The sequence below is a fragment of the Paenibacillus sp. 481 genome (assembly GCF_021223605.1).
Taxonomy (GTDB): Bacteria; Bacillota; Bacilli; order Paenibacillales; family Paenibacillaceae; genus Paenibacillus_B.
The window spans coordinates 4,912,059-4,931,669 of the sequence record NZ_CP075175.1; the positions used below are offsets into that span (position 1 = coordinate 4,912,059).

At 44.7% G+C, this 19,611-nt stretch carries 9 protein-coding genes and 1 pseudogene; 7 read left to right on the top strand and 3 right to left on the bottom strand.

What is annotated here, in order from left to right:
* Positions 1–33: 33 nt before the first annotated feature.
* Positions 34–2,877: pseudogene (locus tag KIK04_RS24490) on the bottom strand (DUF7507 domain-containing protein); the annotation flags it as partial.
* Positions 2,878–3,171: 294 nt separating this feature from the next.
* Between KIK04_RS24490 and KIK04_RS21500 the strand changes: the two are divergent.
* From KIK04_RS21500 to KIK04_RS21515, 4 genes are all read left to right on the top strand, one after another.
* Complete coding sequence (locus KIK04_RS21500; protein ID WP_232275679.1) at positions 3,172–4,113, top strand: GDP-L-fucose synthase family protein; 942 nt, start codon at positions 3,172–3,174, stop codon at positions 4,111–4,113.
* 45 nt (positions 4,114–4,158) lie between these two features.
* Complete coding sequence (locus KIK04_RS21505) at positions 4,159–5,409, top strand: glycosyltransferase family 2 protein (protein WP_232275681.1); 1,251 nt, start codon at positions 4,159–4,161, stop codon at positions 5,407–5,409.
* Positions 5,410–5,572: 163 nt separating this feature from the next.
* A complete protein-coding gene (locus tag KIK04_RS21510; protein WP_232275683.1) occupies positions 5,573–7,294 on the top strand; it encodes an alkaline phosphatase family protein in 1,722 nt (573 codons plus the stop codon).
* A gap of 125 nt (positions 7,295–7,419) precedes the next feature.
* Positions 7,420–7,644 (top strand): cold-inducible protein YdjO-related protein, encoded by a 225-nt coding sequence (locus tag KIK04_RS21515; protein ID WP_232275684.1) that lies wholly within the window; start codon positions 7,420–7,422, stop codon positions 7,642–7,644.
* Between the two features lie 155 nt (positions 7,645–7,799).
* Here KIK04_RS21515 and KIK04_RS24265 read toward each other — a convergent pair whose 3' ends face one another.
* The gene (locus KIK04_RS24265) at positions 7,800–12,428 is read right to left on the bottom strand and encodes a S8 family serine peptidase (RefSeq protein WP_269670970.1); all 4,629 of its coding nucleotides are present in this window, start codon (positions 12,426–12,428) and stop codon (positions 7,800–7,802) included.
* 554 nt (positions 12,429–12,982) lie between these two features.
* On the opposite strand from KIK04_RS24265, the gene KIK04_RS21535 reads away from it, so the two are divergent.
* The 3 genes from KIK04_RS21535 (at position 12,983) to KIK04_RS21545 (ending at position 18,025) form a co-directional block, all read left to right on the top strand.
* On the top strand, positions 12,983–14,254 hold the full coding sequence (locus tag KIK04_RS21535) for a lytic polysaccharide monooxygenase (protein ID WP_232275686.1): 1,272 nt from the start codon (positions 12,983–12,985) through the stop codon (positions 14,252–14,254).
* A gap of 187 nt (positions 14,255–14,441) precedes the next feature.
* Positions 14,442–16,175 (top strand): ABC transporter ATP-binding protein, encoded by a 1,734-nt coding sequence (locus tag KIK04_RS21540; RefSeq protein WP_232275687.1) that lies wholly within the window; start codon positions 14,442–14,444, stop codon positions 16,173–16,175.
* The gene (locus tag KIK04_RS21545; RefSeq protein WP_232275688.1) at positions 16,172–18,025 is read left to right on the top strand and encodes an ABC transporter ATP-binding protein; all 1,854 of its coding nucleotides are present in this window, start codon (positions 16,172–16,174) and stop codon (positions 18,023–18,025) included. The genes KIK04_RS21540 and KIK04_RS21545 overlap by 4 nt, the downstream gene beginning before the upstream one ends.
* A 136-nt stretch (positions 18,026–18,161) precedes the next feature.
* On the opposite strand, the gene KIK04_RS21550 is transcribed toward KIK04_RS21545, so the two are convergent.
* On the bottom strand, positions 18,162–19,217 hold the full coding sequence (locus KIK04_RS21550) for a lytic polysaccharide monooxygenase (RefSeq protein ID WP_232275689.1): 1,056 nt from the start codon (positions 19,215–19,217) through the stop codon (positions 18,162–18,164).
* Positions 19,218–19,611 lie beyond the last annotated feature (394 nt).

The window sequence follows — 19,611 nt, forward strand, 5'->3', positions numbered from 1 at the left end:
CGTACCGGAAATGCCCGTTGCAGTCACGGTATTGACGAAAGGATTGGCGCTTGTGCTCGGAACGACGAACGGGAAATTAACGGTTTGGGATTCTCCTGCGGCAAGCGTGCCAATCGATTGACTAAGTCCGAGCAGTGAGTCGGATAGCAGCACGTTCGACAAGGGCGTATTACCTGTGTTCGTCACGATAAACGTATAGGTAACGGTGTCACCAATAGCTGCCTGTGTAGGTGAGACCGATTTTGTTACCGAAATATCCGGTGCGCTAATGACTGTCACAACCGCATTGGATTGCCCCGGCCCAGTCTGATTCGTCGTCACGGTTGATACGTTCACGAGGGTGTCACCTTGCATCGCGGTTAAAGGAACGATGAACGGCTGCGTGATAATAATCGAGTCTCCGGGGTTCAACGCATCAAACGTCTGATCGATGTTCAGCGTCGGATCGACAATTCTCACGTTCGTTAGCGTCTGATTACCCGGATTTGAGACTGTAATCGTGTAGGTCACCGTATCTCCTGGCGCGGCGATCTGCGGATTGACGTTTTTGAAAATAAATACGTTCGGAATCGGCGTAACGATGATGGTCGCCGTATCGGATGCAGGAGCAGTCTCGTTGGAAGTGGCGACCGTTTCGTTCGTGAACACGGTTCCGGCAGCTGTTCCAGGAGGCACCGTGAAAGGCACCAAGAACGTTTGAGATTGTCCGGCGTTCAACGAAGGAATGACTTGGGAAAAACCGATTAACGCGTCTGTTACCGTTACATTCGTGACTGGAGCGTTAGATGTATTGGTTACCGTAATTGTATAGGTAAGCGAATCGCCGGGCGCGACAGCAATTTGGTTCGCCGTTTTCGTAACGGCCAGACTGAAGCTCGCCAGCACCGTAACTTGGGTGGTATCGATAATAGGAGCCGTCTGATCGGAGGTAGCGGTTGCTGTATTGCTAATGACGGTTCCAGCAGGCGTGCCCGGCGGGATGATAAATTGAACATTCAGACTGATAGTAGCCCCTGGATCCAAGCTGGATAATGTATCGATCAATCCAAGCAATGAGTCTTCAATGCGCACGTTCGTCAAGGTAACACTACCTGGATTCGTTACGGTGAACGTATACAGCACAACGTCTCCCGGAAACGCTGTGGGCGAAGATGCTGATTTGGTCAGCGTGAGCACCGCTGGCGCAGCAATTTGTACAATGTAATCTTCGACTTCTCCATCTGATGCCGGTCCTAAACTTCTCGTATCTTCTGCAGTTGGAATCGTATTTTGATTGACAAGATTATTCGTTGTGAGTCTTAGTCTTACAAAGGTCTGACCTGAAGATAACGTTACACCTGAAGGAACCGAAAATGTGATCGGAACCGTTTGCGTTCCAGCTTGTGAAGGTACAATCTGAACAGGTGAGGCTTCATTGGCTTGGAATATGCCATCATCATTAAAATCAACCCATCCATATAAATTGGCAGCAATTCCTGTATTGTTGGTTACTGTTACATTTAACGAATAACTGGTTGCATCGATCGGAATAGTTGGAAGAGGTACGATTAAGCCATCATCTTGAATACCTTTTGAAATATCATCGCCTGTAGCAGTAGGATTTTGAAAAGCATCTGCTTCGGCCGTAACTTGAGTTCCTAGAAACAGTCGATTGGTTAGCTGGTGTCGGGGTCCATTGTTAGCGAGTAAGGTCGAATAATTGTTCGGTCCATTTCCAGCAGCCGTATCAGGCGCATCACCAAAGTCTACATTTACTGTTGCCAGTTGGCACATCGTTGCATCATTAAATGAAGTGGTGACCGTTGTGGAGAATGGTGACACGGTTGCGTTATTACCAACAACCGTATATCTATAAATGACTCCATTGTTATTAGAAATGGCGTATATGGTGTCGGTGGAATCGATTGACATTGCACCAAAGGAGGTACTCGTAACAAGTGGGGTTGTCGTTATGTTGCTGACCGCTCCCGTTGTAGGGACGATTCTCTGTACAGGGCCTGTAGGTGCAACCCCGTATAAATTTCCATCCGCTTTTCGATATACCCAATCACTAATATTTGCTGCTCTGCTTAAGGCAATACCAAAATTACTGGTCTGCTCTTGAAATCCATTTGCAGGATTAACGAGTTTCAAAAAAGTTGCAGAATTTGGCCGTAGATCCACCACATAAAATCTTGTTCCATTATTTACGAAAATATACAAAAATCCGTTCAAATCAAAAGTGCCTACATTATAAATATCCGCAGGTAATCCAGGTGGCAGCGGGGATAAAGTGGTCACATTTCCGCTGCTATCTGCACGAATGATATGGTTAGTAGTCTGATCATATCCATAAATGTAATTATCCAATGTATTGTATCCGATAGCATTTATGTCTAGAGGTGGATTAACCGTACCTTGGAGAATGGCTGTACCTGTTACAAGGTTAATGTTAAACCAAGATGAAGGTCTACCGGAAAATTGAATCATTGTTGTACTACAGAATAGCGGATTGTTGACCGTGTCATGACTGAAATTTTGATTCGCAATAGTGGCATTTCCACTCACCTGTGCTGCGGTTACGGTTATGGTTAGTTTCCGCGGGCCATTTGACATCGTAAATCCACTAGGTTGTGTAAAAGTTGTAGGTGGGCAAGTGGCTCCTGGGTTAGCTACAGGCTCATAAACCGTATACGTACCTGCAACCGCAATAGAAAAACTATAATTACCGTTGGCATCCGTTTGCGTAGACGAGCAAGTTCCACCCGCGTTACTAAATAAAACAACAAAGACATTCGGTATTCCGGGTTCTCCAGCGTCAAATTGCCCATTATGATTCAAGTCATTAAATACGGTTCCCGTTATCGTTGCGGGCATCTTTATCTTCGCTCCTCTCATTCATGTATGTACAGTTGATGTACGATCGCAAGTGATCACATATTCCAGCACTCTACATGAGTTTAGCTGATTCCATAATATGCATAGGCGTTATCGTTGAAGCTTGTTTAAGATCTCAATATTGGACTTAATTTCAAATATCAAATTGTAGATGATCAACATCATTCGGTAATTCGCTGCGTGCGATAAAATATTTGTACGGTGTTGAGTATCGTGGTTGAACTACTGCCGTGAACAACTGAGCTATTTCTCATAAACTATAGTAGATAGAAATGGAGGAAAGCAGGTGTCTGGATGGACATAGCCAGTATGCGTATCGTTGTTACAGGCGGTGCGGGCTTTCTAGGCCAACAAGTGGTACACCTACTAAAGCAGCATGGTTGTACGAAAGTCTATGTCCCGCGAAGCACACAATTTGATCTGCGCAAAGAAGCTGACATTATAGCCATGTTTCATGCATGGAAACCGGAAATGGTGATTCATTTAGCAGCAGTAGTAGGTGGGATCGGGGCAAATCTACGAAATCCAGGGTCTTTTTTGTACGATAATCTGATGATGGGAACACAACTGCTGGAGCAGTCGCGATTGCATCATATCGAAAAATTTGTAGCGATCGGTACGATTTGTTCCTATCCGAAACACGCCTCCATTCCGTTCAAAGAAACGGATCTATGGAATGGTTATCCAGAGGAGTCCAATGCACCTTACGGGCTCGCGAAAAAAATGATGCTCGTTCAAGCGCAAGCTTACAGGCAGCAGTATGGGCTAAATGGGATTTATTTATTGCCTGTTAATATGTATGGGCCCGGTGATAACTTTGACTTGCAGTCTTCACATGTGATTCCTGCGATAATTCGCAAATGTATCGAGGCGAGAGAACGAGGTGACGCAGAAGTTACATTATGGGGAACAGGAAATGCGACGCGAGAGTTCCTGTATGTTGAGGATGCGGCCGAGGCGATTGTATTAGCGTCCTTACACTATGAGGGCGCTGAGCCGGTCAATATTGGAACGGGACAAGAAATCCGTATTCGTGATCTAGCTGAATGGATCAAAGTGCTCACAGGATATACAGGTATCATAACATGGAATACAGATATGCCAGATGGTCAGCCGCGACGTTGCCTCGATACATCGATGGCAGAAACACGATTTCAATTTAAGGCTAGGACTTCGCTGCTAACAGGACTGGAACAGACCATTTCATGGTATACGAACCATCGCTCTACATCATAATCGTTAGCGCTTAATACGTAAAAAGTTGATGGAGGGAGCTATTTTATGAGTCGCTATCCGTTAGTGAGTATTATCACGCCTTCATACAATCAAGCCCAATTTATCCGGTACACGCTCGACAGCATTTTGAATCAGGATTATCCGAATTTGGAGTGTATCGTCATAGATGGTGGATCTACAGATGATACAATAAGCATACTGGAGTACTATCGACAAAAAGATCGGCGTTTTACGTATGTATCTGAACGTGATCGCGGGCAATCCCATGCGATTAATAAAGGGATTGCCATGGCCAAAGGTGACATCATTGGCTGGCTCAACTCTGACGATACGTATCTTCCTGGAGCTGTTCGCAAGGCCGTTCACGCGTTGCACACCCACCCTCATTGGAGCATGGTATACGGCAACGCCAACGTCATTAATGAGCGTAATGCCTTCGTGCACTCCTTTGACGTTCAACCTTATGATTTACGTACGATGTTTGAGATTTGTTCGATTTGCCAACCCGCTGCATTTTTACGTAAGCAGACGCTCATTGATGTTGGCGGCATTGATGAATCGTACGATTTTTGCATGGACTATAATTTATGGATACGAATCGGTAAACAGCATTTAATCGGTTACATCAATGAGCTCTGGGCAAATCATCGGATTCATCAGGAAGCAAAGGGACACACGCAATTTGGAACAGTAGGAATAACTGAAATTTTTAGAACGTCGAAGGCGTTTTACGGAGCCATATCAAATACTTGGATTCATTATTATGTCATGTTTCATCGTGAACAAGGAGCTGTTGGCTTAGTACATCATTTAAAAAAGGATGACATATTTGGTACATCTCCTGCTATACAATATGCTAACGTAAAGGCTAATTGCCCGGTACCTGATAGGTGGTATTTTCACATTCAACATGATCAAGAGAACCCACTACATGCCTTTGCCATACATGGTCATAATGATGCGGAAGCAAGAACATGTCACGTTGTGTTAAGCGGCGACCATGTCTCTTCCTTTACGATCCCCCAAGGGAAGTTTGAGCTTGTAATACCGATTGTAAGTTTACCAATTGTAAGCGACAAGCCGACCATCTCACTTGAAATCCACGTTTCTTCGTCCCCCAGCAGCACGTCGGATCTCTCAATCAGAGACAACACTTTTTTAGAACCGAGTCTCCAGCTATCTCATTTTGTTCCACTTTCTGCGCGGGAAGCTGCCTTTTACGATGCATTCACGATTCATCCGTTCGGCATCGACAAATGGCTGCAACAGCATAGAAAAGTGACGCCACATTATTAAAAAAACCTAGCATGTTTGCGCATGCAGACTGTACAAGACGTGAACAGAACCATGAGCACCGTACCGCGGAAGTCATGGACGAATCGTTCACGTCTTTTGCATGATTTCAACTTCACCGCCACATACTAACACAACGAACGTAAACAGTGGAGGCAACAAAGGGATGACAAGATGGGCATTTACGGTGTATCTCGTAGTTATTATGTTAGTAACGGTATTGTTCGCAAATGTTTCAGGCTGCTCTTATACACAGCAATCTCAATCAAAGCCACGCATCAATAGCAGCACGATTTCAAATCTTAGCAGGACGAACAAAGTCGTACTGCTTATTATTGATTCTTTGATGGACAAGCCGCTGCAAGAGGCAATCAACCAAGGCCGTGCTCCAGCACTGGCGTATATGATTAAAAAAGGTTACTATGTCCCGCAGGCAGTTAGTGCATTTCCAACGATGTCGGTAACCGTAGATAGTACCCTTTTCACAGGAAAAAATCCGAATTCGCACCATATTCCAGGTTTAATTTGGTACAGCCAACGAGAGAACCGCGTTATTAATTATGGAACAGGACTAGGGGAGAGTGTGAAGCAAGGTTTAAAGCAAGTACTTGAGGACGGTATTTTCCATTTAAATAACACTCATTTAAACAAACAAGTGCAGACGATCCATGAGCAACTTCATGCGTCTGGAAAAACTTCGGCCTCAATCAACGCCTTAGTGTATCGTGGTAATAAAGCGCATAAGCTGTATTTACCTAAAGCGGTGGCAGGCACGACAGGCATAGCCGACAGCTGGACGACACTCGCTCCGAAATGGCTATCTTTAGCTTCATTATCGCAAATGAATCCCGCAAATGGACGTAATGCCAAGCCGTGGCAAAGCTATGGGCTGAATGATCGGTTTTCGACAGAGGAGTGGTTGCATCTGCGTAAGCAAGGGCACAATCCTGATTTAGCGGTCGTCTATTTTCCAGATAACGATCATCGGGTACATAAGGATGGGCCTCAAGCGTTGGAAGGCATCGAAAAAGCCGACCGCCAGTTGCAAAGCATGCTGTCCGCGTTTCGCTCATGGGATGAAGCTATGCAGCAGCACATCTGGATTGTACTAGGTGACTCCGGTCAGACTCATATCGACAAAGACCGCAAGAAAGCGCTTATTGATGTACGGGATGTCGTAAAGCCTTACCACATTGTCAGTCCAGGGAAACTGATCCATACAGACAGTCAAATTGTAGCCGCGGTAAATGAACGGATGGCGTATATTTATGCTGTGAATAAGCAGCAGCAGCTTCCACTCGCGCAATTAGCTCGTCATATGCAGCGGGAAGGGCGTATTGATGTGATTGCGTGGAAGGAAGGTGAGCATGTTCATGTTGTAGCGGGTGAGTCAGGATTGAAGTCAACTGAAAAAGCTGGCCTGTCAGCAGCTACGTCGGTCAGCAAACGGCTAATCTTTCGTCCAAACGGTCCTTACAAGGACAGCTACGGGCAGCGATGGAGCTTAGAGGGAAATACCGGACTATTGGATATTCGTGTTGATGGAAGAGAAGCTAATCACGAAAAAGGTCAAAGGGGGCATGGGCAAAATAACGACGTACAGCATATGCGACAAATTCATTACGGTAACTATCCGGATGCGCTCGCGCGACTGTACAGTGCCTTACATTCCCACGACGGTTCTTTTCTGGTCGTAACTGCCAAGCCTGGCTATGAATTCGTCGGGGAAGGATCACCGACACATGTGAATGGTGGAGGACACGGTTCGTTGCATAAGCAGGACTCCCACGTTCCTATCATTGTCGTAGGTACGGACACCAAACCGCTACATTGGAGGTTAGTCGATTTAAAAGAGTGGATTGTAAGGCTATGCAGCCGAGTGAGCTAAAACACTCTTTTTTTTCCATTCAAAAAATATAGTTGTTGTTTCTGAATCAAATCTTTTGACTTCGGATAAAGTTAAATGGTATATTAGTCGTTACTGCTTATGATTGTTTTGATGAAAGGGATGTAATGAATTTGGCAGCTAGTCATGACACACCACCGAAATTGTTACTTACGAAAATTTTAAAATGCAAAAATGCTGACTGTAAAGTTTGGATCAGAGATGAGTTTGTAGGTGAAGAGCAAAGCAACTGCCCAATGTGTAAAGGTCCAATGCTGAGAAGCATGAAACACTTGCCAGCTGTGCAAAATAAAGTGAAGCCTCAACCACGCAAGCCTAAGTCAGAGTTTTAACATGTCTGTACATAGGCAATATGCGAATATTCGCTATAGCCTAGTGTCATTTGACTATCAAAGAATACATGAGATTACGATCAATTAACGGCCGTTTCATTGGTATGATACCGATGAACACGGCCGTTAATTTGTTGTACGCGGTTAGTTAAGCACTATTTTTGCTGTAACGATTGCAGCACACGATACAAGAGAACGGCTGCTTCGGCACGGCTTAATATGCCTTGCGGGTTGAACTTGTTGTCATGTGTTCCGCGGATAAAGCCACTGCTCACCGCATAAGCGACAGCGCTTTGCGATGCAGTTGAAATGCTGTCTTTATCACTAAAATTCACGCTGCGGCTCACTTTGGTGAAATCAGCCTTCAATGCTTCACCCAGTTTGACAACGACTTGTTCACGTGTAATCGCATCGTGAGCACCTCTGTCTTTACTACGCTGTTCCCACGTTACACCTGTACCGAGCAAGCGATCAAGCAGTGCTGCAAACTCCGCTTGCGTCAACTTATCATTCGGGTAAAACGTACTTTCTTGGTGTTTACCTTTCAGCAAATGATGGGCTGCGATGACTTCAATTTCTGCTTTTGCCCAGTGCGACGAAATATCCGAGAACGTCTTGCTGTATTTCGCTAACGTGTAAGTACCGTACTGATACGCTTTGAAACGTAAATAGCTATCTTTTGCTTTCGTTCCTGCTTCGAGGTAGGTCCATACACCTGTTGCTTTGTCGGCAACTTTAGTTGCTGTAGTAGCAGGTGTTGCAGTAGCTTGTGGTTGGGCTAGAGCTTGAGCTTGCGTGTAAGCACCGACCTTTAACGCATCCCTTGCATCAGCTTGCACTTTCAGGGCAACGAGCAGCGGTGTTTTAAGCGGCTCTTTTAATGACTTCGCTGCACGAATCGTGAGCGCTGCTGCGCTTTGCTGAATGTCAGCTGAGCTGAGTTTGCTGTCCTTATCTGTAAGAGATAGCGTAAGCGTGAGACCGTCCGCTCCGATTAATTCAGGGAGAGCTGCGATCGGGATTACGATTTCGAAGCCATCGCCGCTAAGCAATAAATCTTTATTCGATTGCGTCAATAACTTTGTTATCGCGCTTCCCACACGAATTTCAACTTGATTGTATTTATTGAATTTAACGTCAGACACATCAAGTTGCGCTTGTTTCACATCTTTATTTTTCAACTGTGCATTCAATACGTTGTAGTCAACCGCCAGCTTCGCGTTCGTCTTGCCAGACTCCTTCACTTCAGTCAAATTCCCAGTCCGGACTTTCAGCACCGTTGTAGGTGAAGTTGTTGACGTAGTCGTAGCTCTTGATGAACTCCCGCCTGAATCAGAGCGGCGATCAGGTCTAGGCGTGTACGTGCGCTTAACAGTTACATTTGCAGGGCCCAACGTCTTAATTGGCAGCGGTTTTTTGGCCTCATTCAGCAGCTGTACTTGTGTCAGCTCAATGGGGTACGTACCTTCATTTGATGTTTGGAAAGTGAGCTGAGCTAAAGAGCCTGCTCCTTTAAAACCGCCTTTTGTAAAGTTAATGTCATAGGTGAATTGTTTTTTACCGCCAGCTAAAATAACATCTGGATGTCTAGTAGGTGACGGACCGTAAACAGCGAGCTGGACGCTTGGCTCGATACTCGCAAGTGTCAATCTAGCGTCGTGCGTTACGGTAAATTTAGCGGCGTATACCGCGTCTGTGACTGAGTATTTGACATCAACGGCAGCTCTAGAACCAGAGTAGACTTCTGTGTTCAATGCAATCGGGCCAACTGTATTAGGAAGCAGATTAGCTTGCTCGACTTCGATTGCTGCATGCTCGGAGGCAGTCAGCGAGCTATCGTATTTTAATAGTTGGGCCGGTTTGATGATGCCGTTCCCTGCGTAGTCATACACGAACAGTGCATATTCATTGTTGTCTACGACACGAGGTACGACGATCGAGAACTGTCCGTTTTCTTGTATGGTGCCGTTGTATCTTTCATTTTTGCCGTTGATCTTCACGATCACATTAGCACCAATAAAAAAGTTCTTAGGGAAATTTTTGTAAATATCCAACAAAAGATCGGATTGGATTTTACCTGAAATGATTGCTTTTGTCGGGTCTTGTGGATGGTTTCTAGCGCTTGGTGCATCTAGCACATACTGTGGAGCTTGACGATCAATAATCACTTTTCTGCTTTCGTCAAACAGCTTCACATTATTGCGATGTAGCACAGGAACGACTTCATGTTGTCCGTCTGGAAGTTCAACTTGATTGTTATCCTTCGTGGCTGTGCCTTTCCAATTGTTAACTTGGTAAGTGTCCGGCAATGTTGGATTTGGATTATGGTAGATATGGCCTAAATCGCCATACACGGCGTTCTGTACAGAAAGTGAAAAACCATTCACTTTTGAGTACGCTGTAAACGAGATACTTGAAGAATCATTCTCTCCATCCCCGTTAGGCGAGAAAATAGACGGAGAAAAACGCAATTGTTTGATCGGAGCAAGTGCGTACTTGTCGCCCACATAAGCGGTGTATGGCAGTTGGATGGAATCGCCGCTATATTCATCGGTTAGCGTAATGAATCCTTCGTACACGCCATCCGCCGCGTCTTTAGGGACATGTAGGGATAGTTTTATCTCGACATCTTCATCAGCCCGCACCGTATAATGAGATTTATTAGGCTTTGGCACGATGGAGGAATGATGTAATGAAGTGGCTTCCACGGTGTATTCCTGACTTTCTCCAGCAAGGTCTTGCAAGATAACGTGCTTCGTAATCGTTGCCCCAGCATCGACATGCCCAAATGAGACACTTCCCGAATAATAATCTTCCGCTTGCTGGCCATACGTTGCGGTTGTGACAGAATGAGCATAAGCGGTAGCAGGGCTTTCGCTAGCTTTTGTCAAATCGATTCGGCCAGCACCTTGGTCGGTAATAGAAAGCACCTTGCCTTGTCGACTTTCAAGTGGTTTAGCTGTATTCATCAGCAACGATTTAATTTCATCCGGTGAAAGGAAATTATGCTCAGCTAAAGCTTTGTTCAGTACGAGCGCTGCAGCTCCAGCAATGTGAGGTGCGGCCATACTAGTCCCGCCGAATTCTGCATAAGCATTTTTGTAGTTATTGTCCCAAGCAGGGACAGACGAACGAATGGCTACCCCAGGTGCAACAATGTCAGGCTTAATTTGATAGTCGGGTAATGCAGGGCCGCGTGAGCTGAATCTTGCGAGTTGGTCGGCTTCTTTGTGCGTTTCAAATGTTAGCGAAGCCAGGCCTGCATCTAACTCCTTTTTCAACTGTTGGCCGGCTTGTAAGGAAATACTGTACGTCGGCACGGAATTTCCATTACTCGCTAAATGACCTCGAAAATCCCCAGGGTCATTATTGTGTACAAGCAGTGCTGCCGCACCCGCTGCGGTGGCGTTTTTAGCTAGATCGTTGTAGTCTATAGCGCCACGGGATACGAGCACGAGCTTGCCTTTTACATTTTTGCCTTCATAGTCCTTCACACTACCATTTTGGGCGAAAATGACCTGCAACGGTTTGCTTTTGGCCAAATCGGAAGAATTCCGAAATTTTATTGGGTATAAAGTTGAGGCTTTAGCCCCACGAAACACATCCACATCCGTTGGTGAGGTAGAGGCACCGACAGAGATAGCTAAGTCTGCGTTACCAGGACTTCCTACGGACGCTTCGCGCGGTCCTGCATTTCCGTTGGCAACGACGGTCGTAACTCCGGCTAACACCGCATTGTTCACGGCTTTAGACGTTGGTGAGTAGCGGAAGTTCAAGGATGAACCTAATGACAGGTTAATAATGTCCAGATCATCCTTAACGGATTGCTCAATTCCTAAAATAACACTTTCGGTTGTACCGCTGCCAAAAGGGCCAAGTACGCGGTATGCATATAAATCAGCTTCGGGTGCAACCCCTTGTACCCAGCCAGTCGGGCTATTCGGGTTGTTAGGGTCGCCTCGCCCTACAATCGTGCCCGCAACATGTGTGCCATGGTCGGTTTCAGCACGCGGCTGTTTTGGGTCAGGCTTTGTTTCAAAGGGATCATCATCAAAGTCAATAAAATCTTTGCCGCCCTTGTACGCACCTTTTAAGCTCGGATGATTGTAATCTACGCCCGTGTCGATTACTCCGATACGAATGCCTTTGCCTTTAAATCCACTGTTCCAATAGGATTGTGCACCGATATGTTTCGAGCTCTTATCCATGAAGGGGGTAATCGTATCGGCTTCTTCAGCAGGCGCTTCAATTGGAAGTGTTTTAAACTCTTCATTTGGATGTATGGCTTTAACACCAGGCAGATCAAGCAGTTTCTGGACTTGATTGGCTGCTATTTTCAATGAGAAGCCATTAAGTACTTGTGTAAATTCATGCTGGACTTGCAAGTTCAGTCGCTCTTTAAGCGCGTCTTTAAATGTCGTTTGTTCTAGGGCGAACTGTGCAGCATAATTGTCAGGCACCGCGATTTTACTCTGTTTGGCTTTGGATTCCATCACTTTTACGGGTTCATGGTGCAGTTCAACAATGACGGTAATCAGGTCAGTTCCACTTGAGAGTGGCACAAAATTAAGGGGCTGGTTAGTGTCCAGCAAGGACGTTAAGTAGAGAGAACGGTGGTCAGAATGTTGTCCAAAGAGAGGTGTCGTCCTCGTATCGGCGAGTGGACTACGTTGATCGGAAGCAGGTGTCGCTTCGGCAGACGAAAGAGCAGGGAAGATGAGACTAGCCACCAAAGTCGTACTAAGTAAGCTGGCTAAAAGTTTGCGGTAAGAGTGCTTTTTCAAGTTGTGGCCTCCTTGTCCAAATGAATTTCGGAAAAACGAGAGAGCGCTCAACATGATGCAGACAATCGTGTGAAATCGTACCGTTGAATAAGAGCTGAGTTAGCGTTGCAACATTGAAAGTAACCGGAAAACAACCACCCCTTTCATTTGCTTACAAACCATTAAAAACCAAGGGATAAGCACCCTATATATTACATATAAAAGGTAAAAATTTGCATGGGCACAAATACCTATTTTCAGTTCGGAAAAATAAGAAAAATTTAATTTTTCGTTACGATGTGCACGATGAATGAAAAATAATCCGAACTGCCTATGAAAATATGAAAATATGACTGGAAACGTGACAATGTCAAAGTAGCAGCAAAAAAATAATGATAAGGTGACATAAATATAGTGATATCGAACTAAATCAAATCCACCTTTTTTGTAATATAATCACATTTGTAAGGAGGCGATTGAAGTTTACATAACATTGATGATCAGAGTTTAAGCCATAATTACATGATCATCTAAATAATCGCAAATAGCGTTGAATTGACTAGGAGGTTAATGATTTGAATAATTTTAATTCGTTTAACACACAACATGTTTTGAAAAGCATGTTGACTAAGGTAAAGGTTTCGCCGCTGCTTATCACATGCGGTATGCTCGTCTTGTTAGGAATTAGCTCGCTAGGATTTGCCGAGAAGGCATCCGCGCACGGTTTTATTGAATCGCCAAACAGCCGTGCTGTAATGTGTAAGCAGGCTATTAACGTGAAATGCGGCGCTGTTCAATACGAACCGCAAAGCATTGAAGCGCTTGGCCAATTCCCTAAGGGTGGACCTAAGGATGGCGAAATTACAGGTGGCGGTATTTTTAAAGAGCTTTATGAGCAAACAGCAGACCGCTGGCAAAAAGTAACGTTGCAAACAGGTAAAAATACGTTTAAATGGCATCTTACTGCTCAGCACGCAACAAGAGAGTGGAAATATTACATAACGAAAAAGGATTGGAATCCGAACAAGGCGCTGACGCGTGCGGATTTGGAAGCAGAACCTTTCTGTTACTATAATGATGGTGGCAAAAAGCCGAATCAAAAAGTATCGCACGATTGCATGGTGCCAGCGGATCGTACTGGCTATCATTTGATTTTGGGTGTATGGGAAATCGCAGATACGCCAATGGCGTTCTATCAAGTTATTGACGTGAATCTCGTTAGTGACGGTTCCAACGTACCATTGCCACCAGTTGCTCCTAGCAATGTGACAGGTAAAGCGTTGACGTCTACTAGTGCTGAAATCAACTGGAATGCTGTAGGGTCAGCAAGCTTGTACGAATTGTATCGTGATGGCATCCTCTGTGGTTCAGCTAATCACACTACATTTAAGGATACTGGTTTGAAAGCAAGCACGGCGTATACGTACACTGTAAAAGCAGTGGATTCCACTGGCCTGAAGTCGCAAGCTTCCGCACCGATTACGGTTACGACTTTAGCTGATAATAATGGCGGTAACAACGGTGGCAACAATGGTGGTGGTAACAACGGTGGCAACGGCAACGGTGGCACTGGCACAACGACTTGGGATGGGAACAAGGTCTATGTTGCAGGAAATAAAGTTCAATTTAATGGACTTGAGTATGAGGCATTGCATTGGACACAAAATAACCGTCCAGATAGCTCCGATGCTTGGAAGCTGTTAAGTAGCGTTGTACTAGATTGGAAGAGCAGCAAAGCATATGTAGGTGGTAATAAAGTTGCTCATCAAGGCGTCAACTATGAAGCACGCTGGTGGACACAAGGCGAAGAGCCTGGTAAAGCTGATGTGTGGAAAGTTGTGAAGTAGGAGTAATATAACATCTAACAAATGAACTTCTAGGGACCATTCAAATCTAATTTTGAGTGGTCCTTATTATTTTACATCATATTACAAGATAAGCTATTTTTCACGTACAAGTTGCATGCGTAAAAAGATTAAGTATAATAATAATTAAACTGAACGTTCAGTCCAATTAGGTGAAAGGTGTGGAAAGATGCTGCAACTACTTAGGTTTCTGCGACCTTATAAAGTACCGATAGCTATCGTACTCGTATTACTATTTTTAGAAGTAATGGCAGACCTGTATCTTCCGAAATTGCTAGCTGATATCGTTAATAACGGGATTGTAGATGGAAATACCGCATATATATTGCGGATTGGTGGGTTCATGTTATTCGTAAGTGTGATAGGAGTTGCGTGCGCGATCACAGCTAACTATATGTCTGCCAAAGTTACGAGCAAATTCGGAAAGGATATACGCAGCAAAGTATTTTCCCACGTTGAACACTTTTCGTTGCACGAATTTGATCGTGTTGGAACAGCCTCCCTTATTACCCGCACGACGAATGATATTACGCAGGTGCAAGAAATGATCACGATGATGATGCGGACAATTGTTACCGCTCCATTTATGTGTATTGGCGGTGTCATTTTGGCATTGTCGACAGATGTCCAATTATCTTGGGTTATCGTCGGTATGGTACCTATCTTAGTGGTAGGGACGATATTCTTCTTCAAAAAAATACTTCCACTTTATGACATGATTCAAAATCATATGGATCAGCTCAATTTAACGGTTGGAGAAAGGCTGAACGGCATCCGTGTTATTCGTTCCTTGAACCGCTCCGAACATGAGAATTACAAGTTTGATGAAGTTAACACCAACTTAACGAACGTTTCGATAAAAGTTAATCAATATTTAGCTATAATGATGCCTCTTATTTTAATTGTTTCAAATTTTGCAAGTGTTGCCATCATTGGTTTTGGTAGTTTTCGTGTTGACGCAGGACATATGCAGGTTGGTGATCTCATTGCCTTCTTAGAGTATGCCATGCAAATTATGTTCTCGCTAATTAGTGTATCCATCGTGTTTATCATGTTCCCACAAGCGCAAGTATCTGCCAAACGTATATTACAACTGTTAAACACGACATCCGAATTCGAACATACAGAGCCGACTATAGTCAAGCAACCGACCATAGCAAATGGCCATATCTCGTTTACAGACGTAACGTTTCGTTACGAAGGTGCTGAGAAGCCTTCCTTGTCTCGAATCTCCTTTCAAGCGAAGCCAGGCGAAACCGTTGCCATCATTGGAAGTACAGGTTCAGGGAAAACGACACTCATCAACCTCATACCTCGATTTTACGAAATCGAAAGCGGGAGCATTCGCATTGACGGGGTTGACGTAAAGGAATTACCTTTTCAGCAGCTTCGACAAATGCTTGGACTCGTGCCACAAAAAGCAGTTCTTTTCTCAGGATCGGTTGCGGAAAATATACGATTTGGCAAGCCGTCAGCAACAGATGAAGAAGTGGAACGCGCAGCGTCAATCGCGCAAGCAACTGATTTTGTGAAAGAGATGAAGGACGGTTTCAGCTCTGTGATCGCGCAGGGTGGCGTGAACGTGTCGGGAGGACAAAAGCAGCGTATTTCGATTGCCAGAGCTCTAGTTAGACAGCCCCTTATATACTTATTCGATGATAGCTTCTCAGCCTTAGATTATCAGACAGATGCCAAATTACGAGCTGCCCTTAGACAAGATACGACACAAGCTACCGTACTAATCGTTGCACAGCGAGTGAGTACCGTGAAAGATGCCGATCGGATACTCGTGCTGGAGCAAGGAGAGCTTGTAGGGGAAGGGACTCATAAAGAACTTATGAAAACTTGTAACGTTTATCAAGAAATTGTTTCCTCGCAATTGTCAGAGGAGGAGAGCGCATGAATTCCGTAGAACAGACCGATCAAACGAAGCAAATAGATGAAACTGACCCGCAACAGTCGAAGCCGATAAATACGAAACAAACATTAATCAGGCTACTTACATATTTTAAACCGTTTAAAGCCCAACTTCTTGTGATCGTCTTTGCCGCAATTGTAAGTGCTTTGTTTACGATTGTCGGCCCGAAAATACTCGGTGATGCAACAACTATTTTGTTCAATGGCGTGAAGGCGAAGATGGATGGAGTTGCAGGCGCAGCCATTGATTTTGAAGCTATTTTCCGTATTTTGCTCGTGCTAGCTGGTATTTATACTTTGAGTGCATTATTCAGTTATTTGGAGCAGTACTTAGTTGCGGGTGTAGCGCAAAAAGTCGTCTACCAGTTGCGTAAACAAGCGAGCGAAAAATTATCTCGACTGCCTGTTAAATATTTTGATTCGCGACCTAACGGTGATCTACTTAGTAGAATTGTCAATGATGTCGACAATATAAGTAATAGCTTATCCCATAGCCTTACCCAATTGTTAACTGCATTGATTACACTCATTGGTGTAGTCTCGATGATGCTCTATATTAGTCCTCTTTTAACTTTGATCGTATTTTTAACGTTGCCGCTTAGTTTTTATGCGGCCGCGAAAGTGGCGACGCGTGCACAAGACCATTTTACAAAGCGGCAGGAGTCGCTCGGTGAATTGAATAGCCATGTCGAGGAAATGTATAACGGTCATAACATTGTAAAAGGATTTGGACAAGAGCAGCATACGATCTCCAAATTTGAGAAATGTAATGAGAAACTGTACCATTCGGTGTGGAAGTCCGAGTTCGTATCGGGCATCATAGAGCCCTTGATGTCCATTATAAACAAGCTTGCGTATGTGTTTATTTGTGTCGTCGGAGGCATATTTGTACTGAAAAGAGCGATCGAGATCGGTGATGTGCAGGCGTTTATTCAATATACGCAACAATTTGCGCAGCCTATTTTGCAATTAGCTCATATTTCAAGCACGATACAATCTACAATCGCGTCGGCAGCACGTGTGTTTGAACTTTTGGACGAAGAAGAGGAAGTTCAGGAGGAAGTAACTGCGCAGCCGATTCATCAGCCGAAGGGCGAGGTACGCTTTCAACATGTACAGTTCGGCTATACGGAAGATAAGTTGTTAATGACCGATATGAGTATTGATGTCAAAGAAGGGCAAAAAGTAGCTATCGTTGGACCTACGGGTTCAGGAAAGACAACATTAATCAATTTGCTGATGCGTTTTTATGAAGTTAACGGTGGGCAGATTACGATAGATGGCCGAGATATTTCGAAAATGAATCGGGTAGATCTGCGGCGTATGTTCGGCATGGTATTGCAAGATACGTGGCTGTTTAATGGGACGATTCGGGAAAACATCGCTTATGGGCGTACAGATGCTACGGATGCAGATATTTTCCAAGCAGCTAAGCAGGCATATGCTGATCCTTTTATAAGGAAGCTTCCAGATGGATACGACACGATCTTGAATGAGAATGTAACCAATTTGTCGCAAGGGCAGAAGCAGCTATTAACGATAGCTCGCGCGATTTTGACGGATCCGTCCATTTTGGTATTAGATGAAGCGACAAGTAATATTGATACGCGGACCGAAATTCATATTCAACGGGCGATGAAGGAATTGATGAAGGGAAGAACGAGCTTTATTATTGCTCATCGTTTGTCTACCATTCGTGATGCCGACCTTATTGTGGTGATGAACAGTGGTAATGTGGTTGAGCAGGGAAGTCATGAGCAGTTGTTAGCGAAAGGTGGCATGTATGCCGACCTGTATAACAGTCAATTTGCAGAGGCAAGTAAAATGAGCAGTTAGTACACAAGGGGACCCTCGAGTTATTGTTGAGGGTCTCTTCATTTATTTTTGCGATAGATGTGAAGTGGGACAAATGAAGAACAGGCGAGCACAGCGTCATTTAAGCATGACACAAGGATCGCCTGCACACATTGCATTATCTTACGACTTTCCATACATCGGAACGTCCAGGGGTGTCTCCACGCGTCCACCAGCGCGCTTCGTACACAAGACCGTTATATTGAACCCGTTTGCCTTGAACATAGGTGGTATTGGCATTCCAGGCTGGGACATTGCCACCGCCCTCACCAGCTATTGTCTTCACGGTAATCGGCGCGGAGGAAGATGATTTATTTCCTGCTCCATCAATCGCACGAACGGTGTACGTATAAGCTGTATTCGGAGTTAGCATGGTATCTGAATATGAAGTTTGGTTTGTTGTGCCAACAACCCGACCATCTCGATAGATTTCATAGCCTTTTAAGCCAATAGACGATGTAGAGGCAGCCCAAGCGAGTCCGATGCTTGTTGTCGTTTGTGATCTGGACACGAGTTGTTGAGGAATGGTCGGCGCTTGCCCGCCTGATCCATTGACAAGGTTCACGTCAATGACTTGGTAGAACGCATTGGCGGTGTCCGCGATTTCCCACACGCCTAGGATGAGGTGATAACCGCTGCGATCTGTAGGCACGTTGCATGAATGGGACACCGAATTGGAAGGCCTTTTGCCACCATCATTAATGTAGCAGAACGGCTCGAGATCAAGAGTTGCGCGGGTGAGAGGTTGATTTGGGTCCCATCCTGCTTTTGTAATATAATATTTCCATTCACGTGTGGCGTGTGCAGCAGTTAGGTGCCACTTAAACGTATTTGTGCCGCCGTTAATCGTGACTTTGGACCAGCGATCAAGGGACTGCTCATCAAGCTCCGAAAATACGCCACCGCCGGCAATTTTACCGTCGGCTGGCCCAGATTGCGGGAACGATCCACGCCCCTCTACACTATGCGGATCAAATACGACGCGACCACAGTTCGTATTGCTGCCTTGCTTGCATTGTAGCGAGCGGCTTGCTGGGGATTCAATATAGCCATGAGCTGAAGCGCTTTCAGTAAACATCGCCCAACAGGTAAGCGTAAGCAATGTCATGAAGCATGCGGCAAGCAACGATGAAACGTTGATCGAGAATGTGTTCCACATCCGTTGCGATTCCATTATTATTCCTCCTTGTTATGTTCGTTATGATGAATCAAGCCAAGCGTGTACGATCACCTCCTTCACTTCTTATTCATATTTATCGCTTATGTATTTGAGATTAGTACAATCGAACCAAATTTACAGCTTCGTTAGCGACCGAAAAAAACACCCGGCACCACTACGAATAGTGATGCGGGGTGTGGCTATGCGAGATGAAAGTTAACGGGTTCTGATATTAGTAAGCGCGACACCCACAAATGATGATAACCAGAAGTATAAATAGAACGAGAATGAAACCTATACCTTTGGAACAACCACCACCGTAAGGGCTTACCTGTGGATAACATTGGCTCATTTTGTTTGACCTCCTTTATGTCATTTCACCACAATATATTCTAGGTGTTTACGAAAA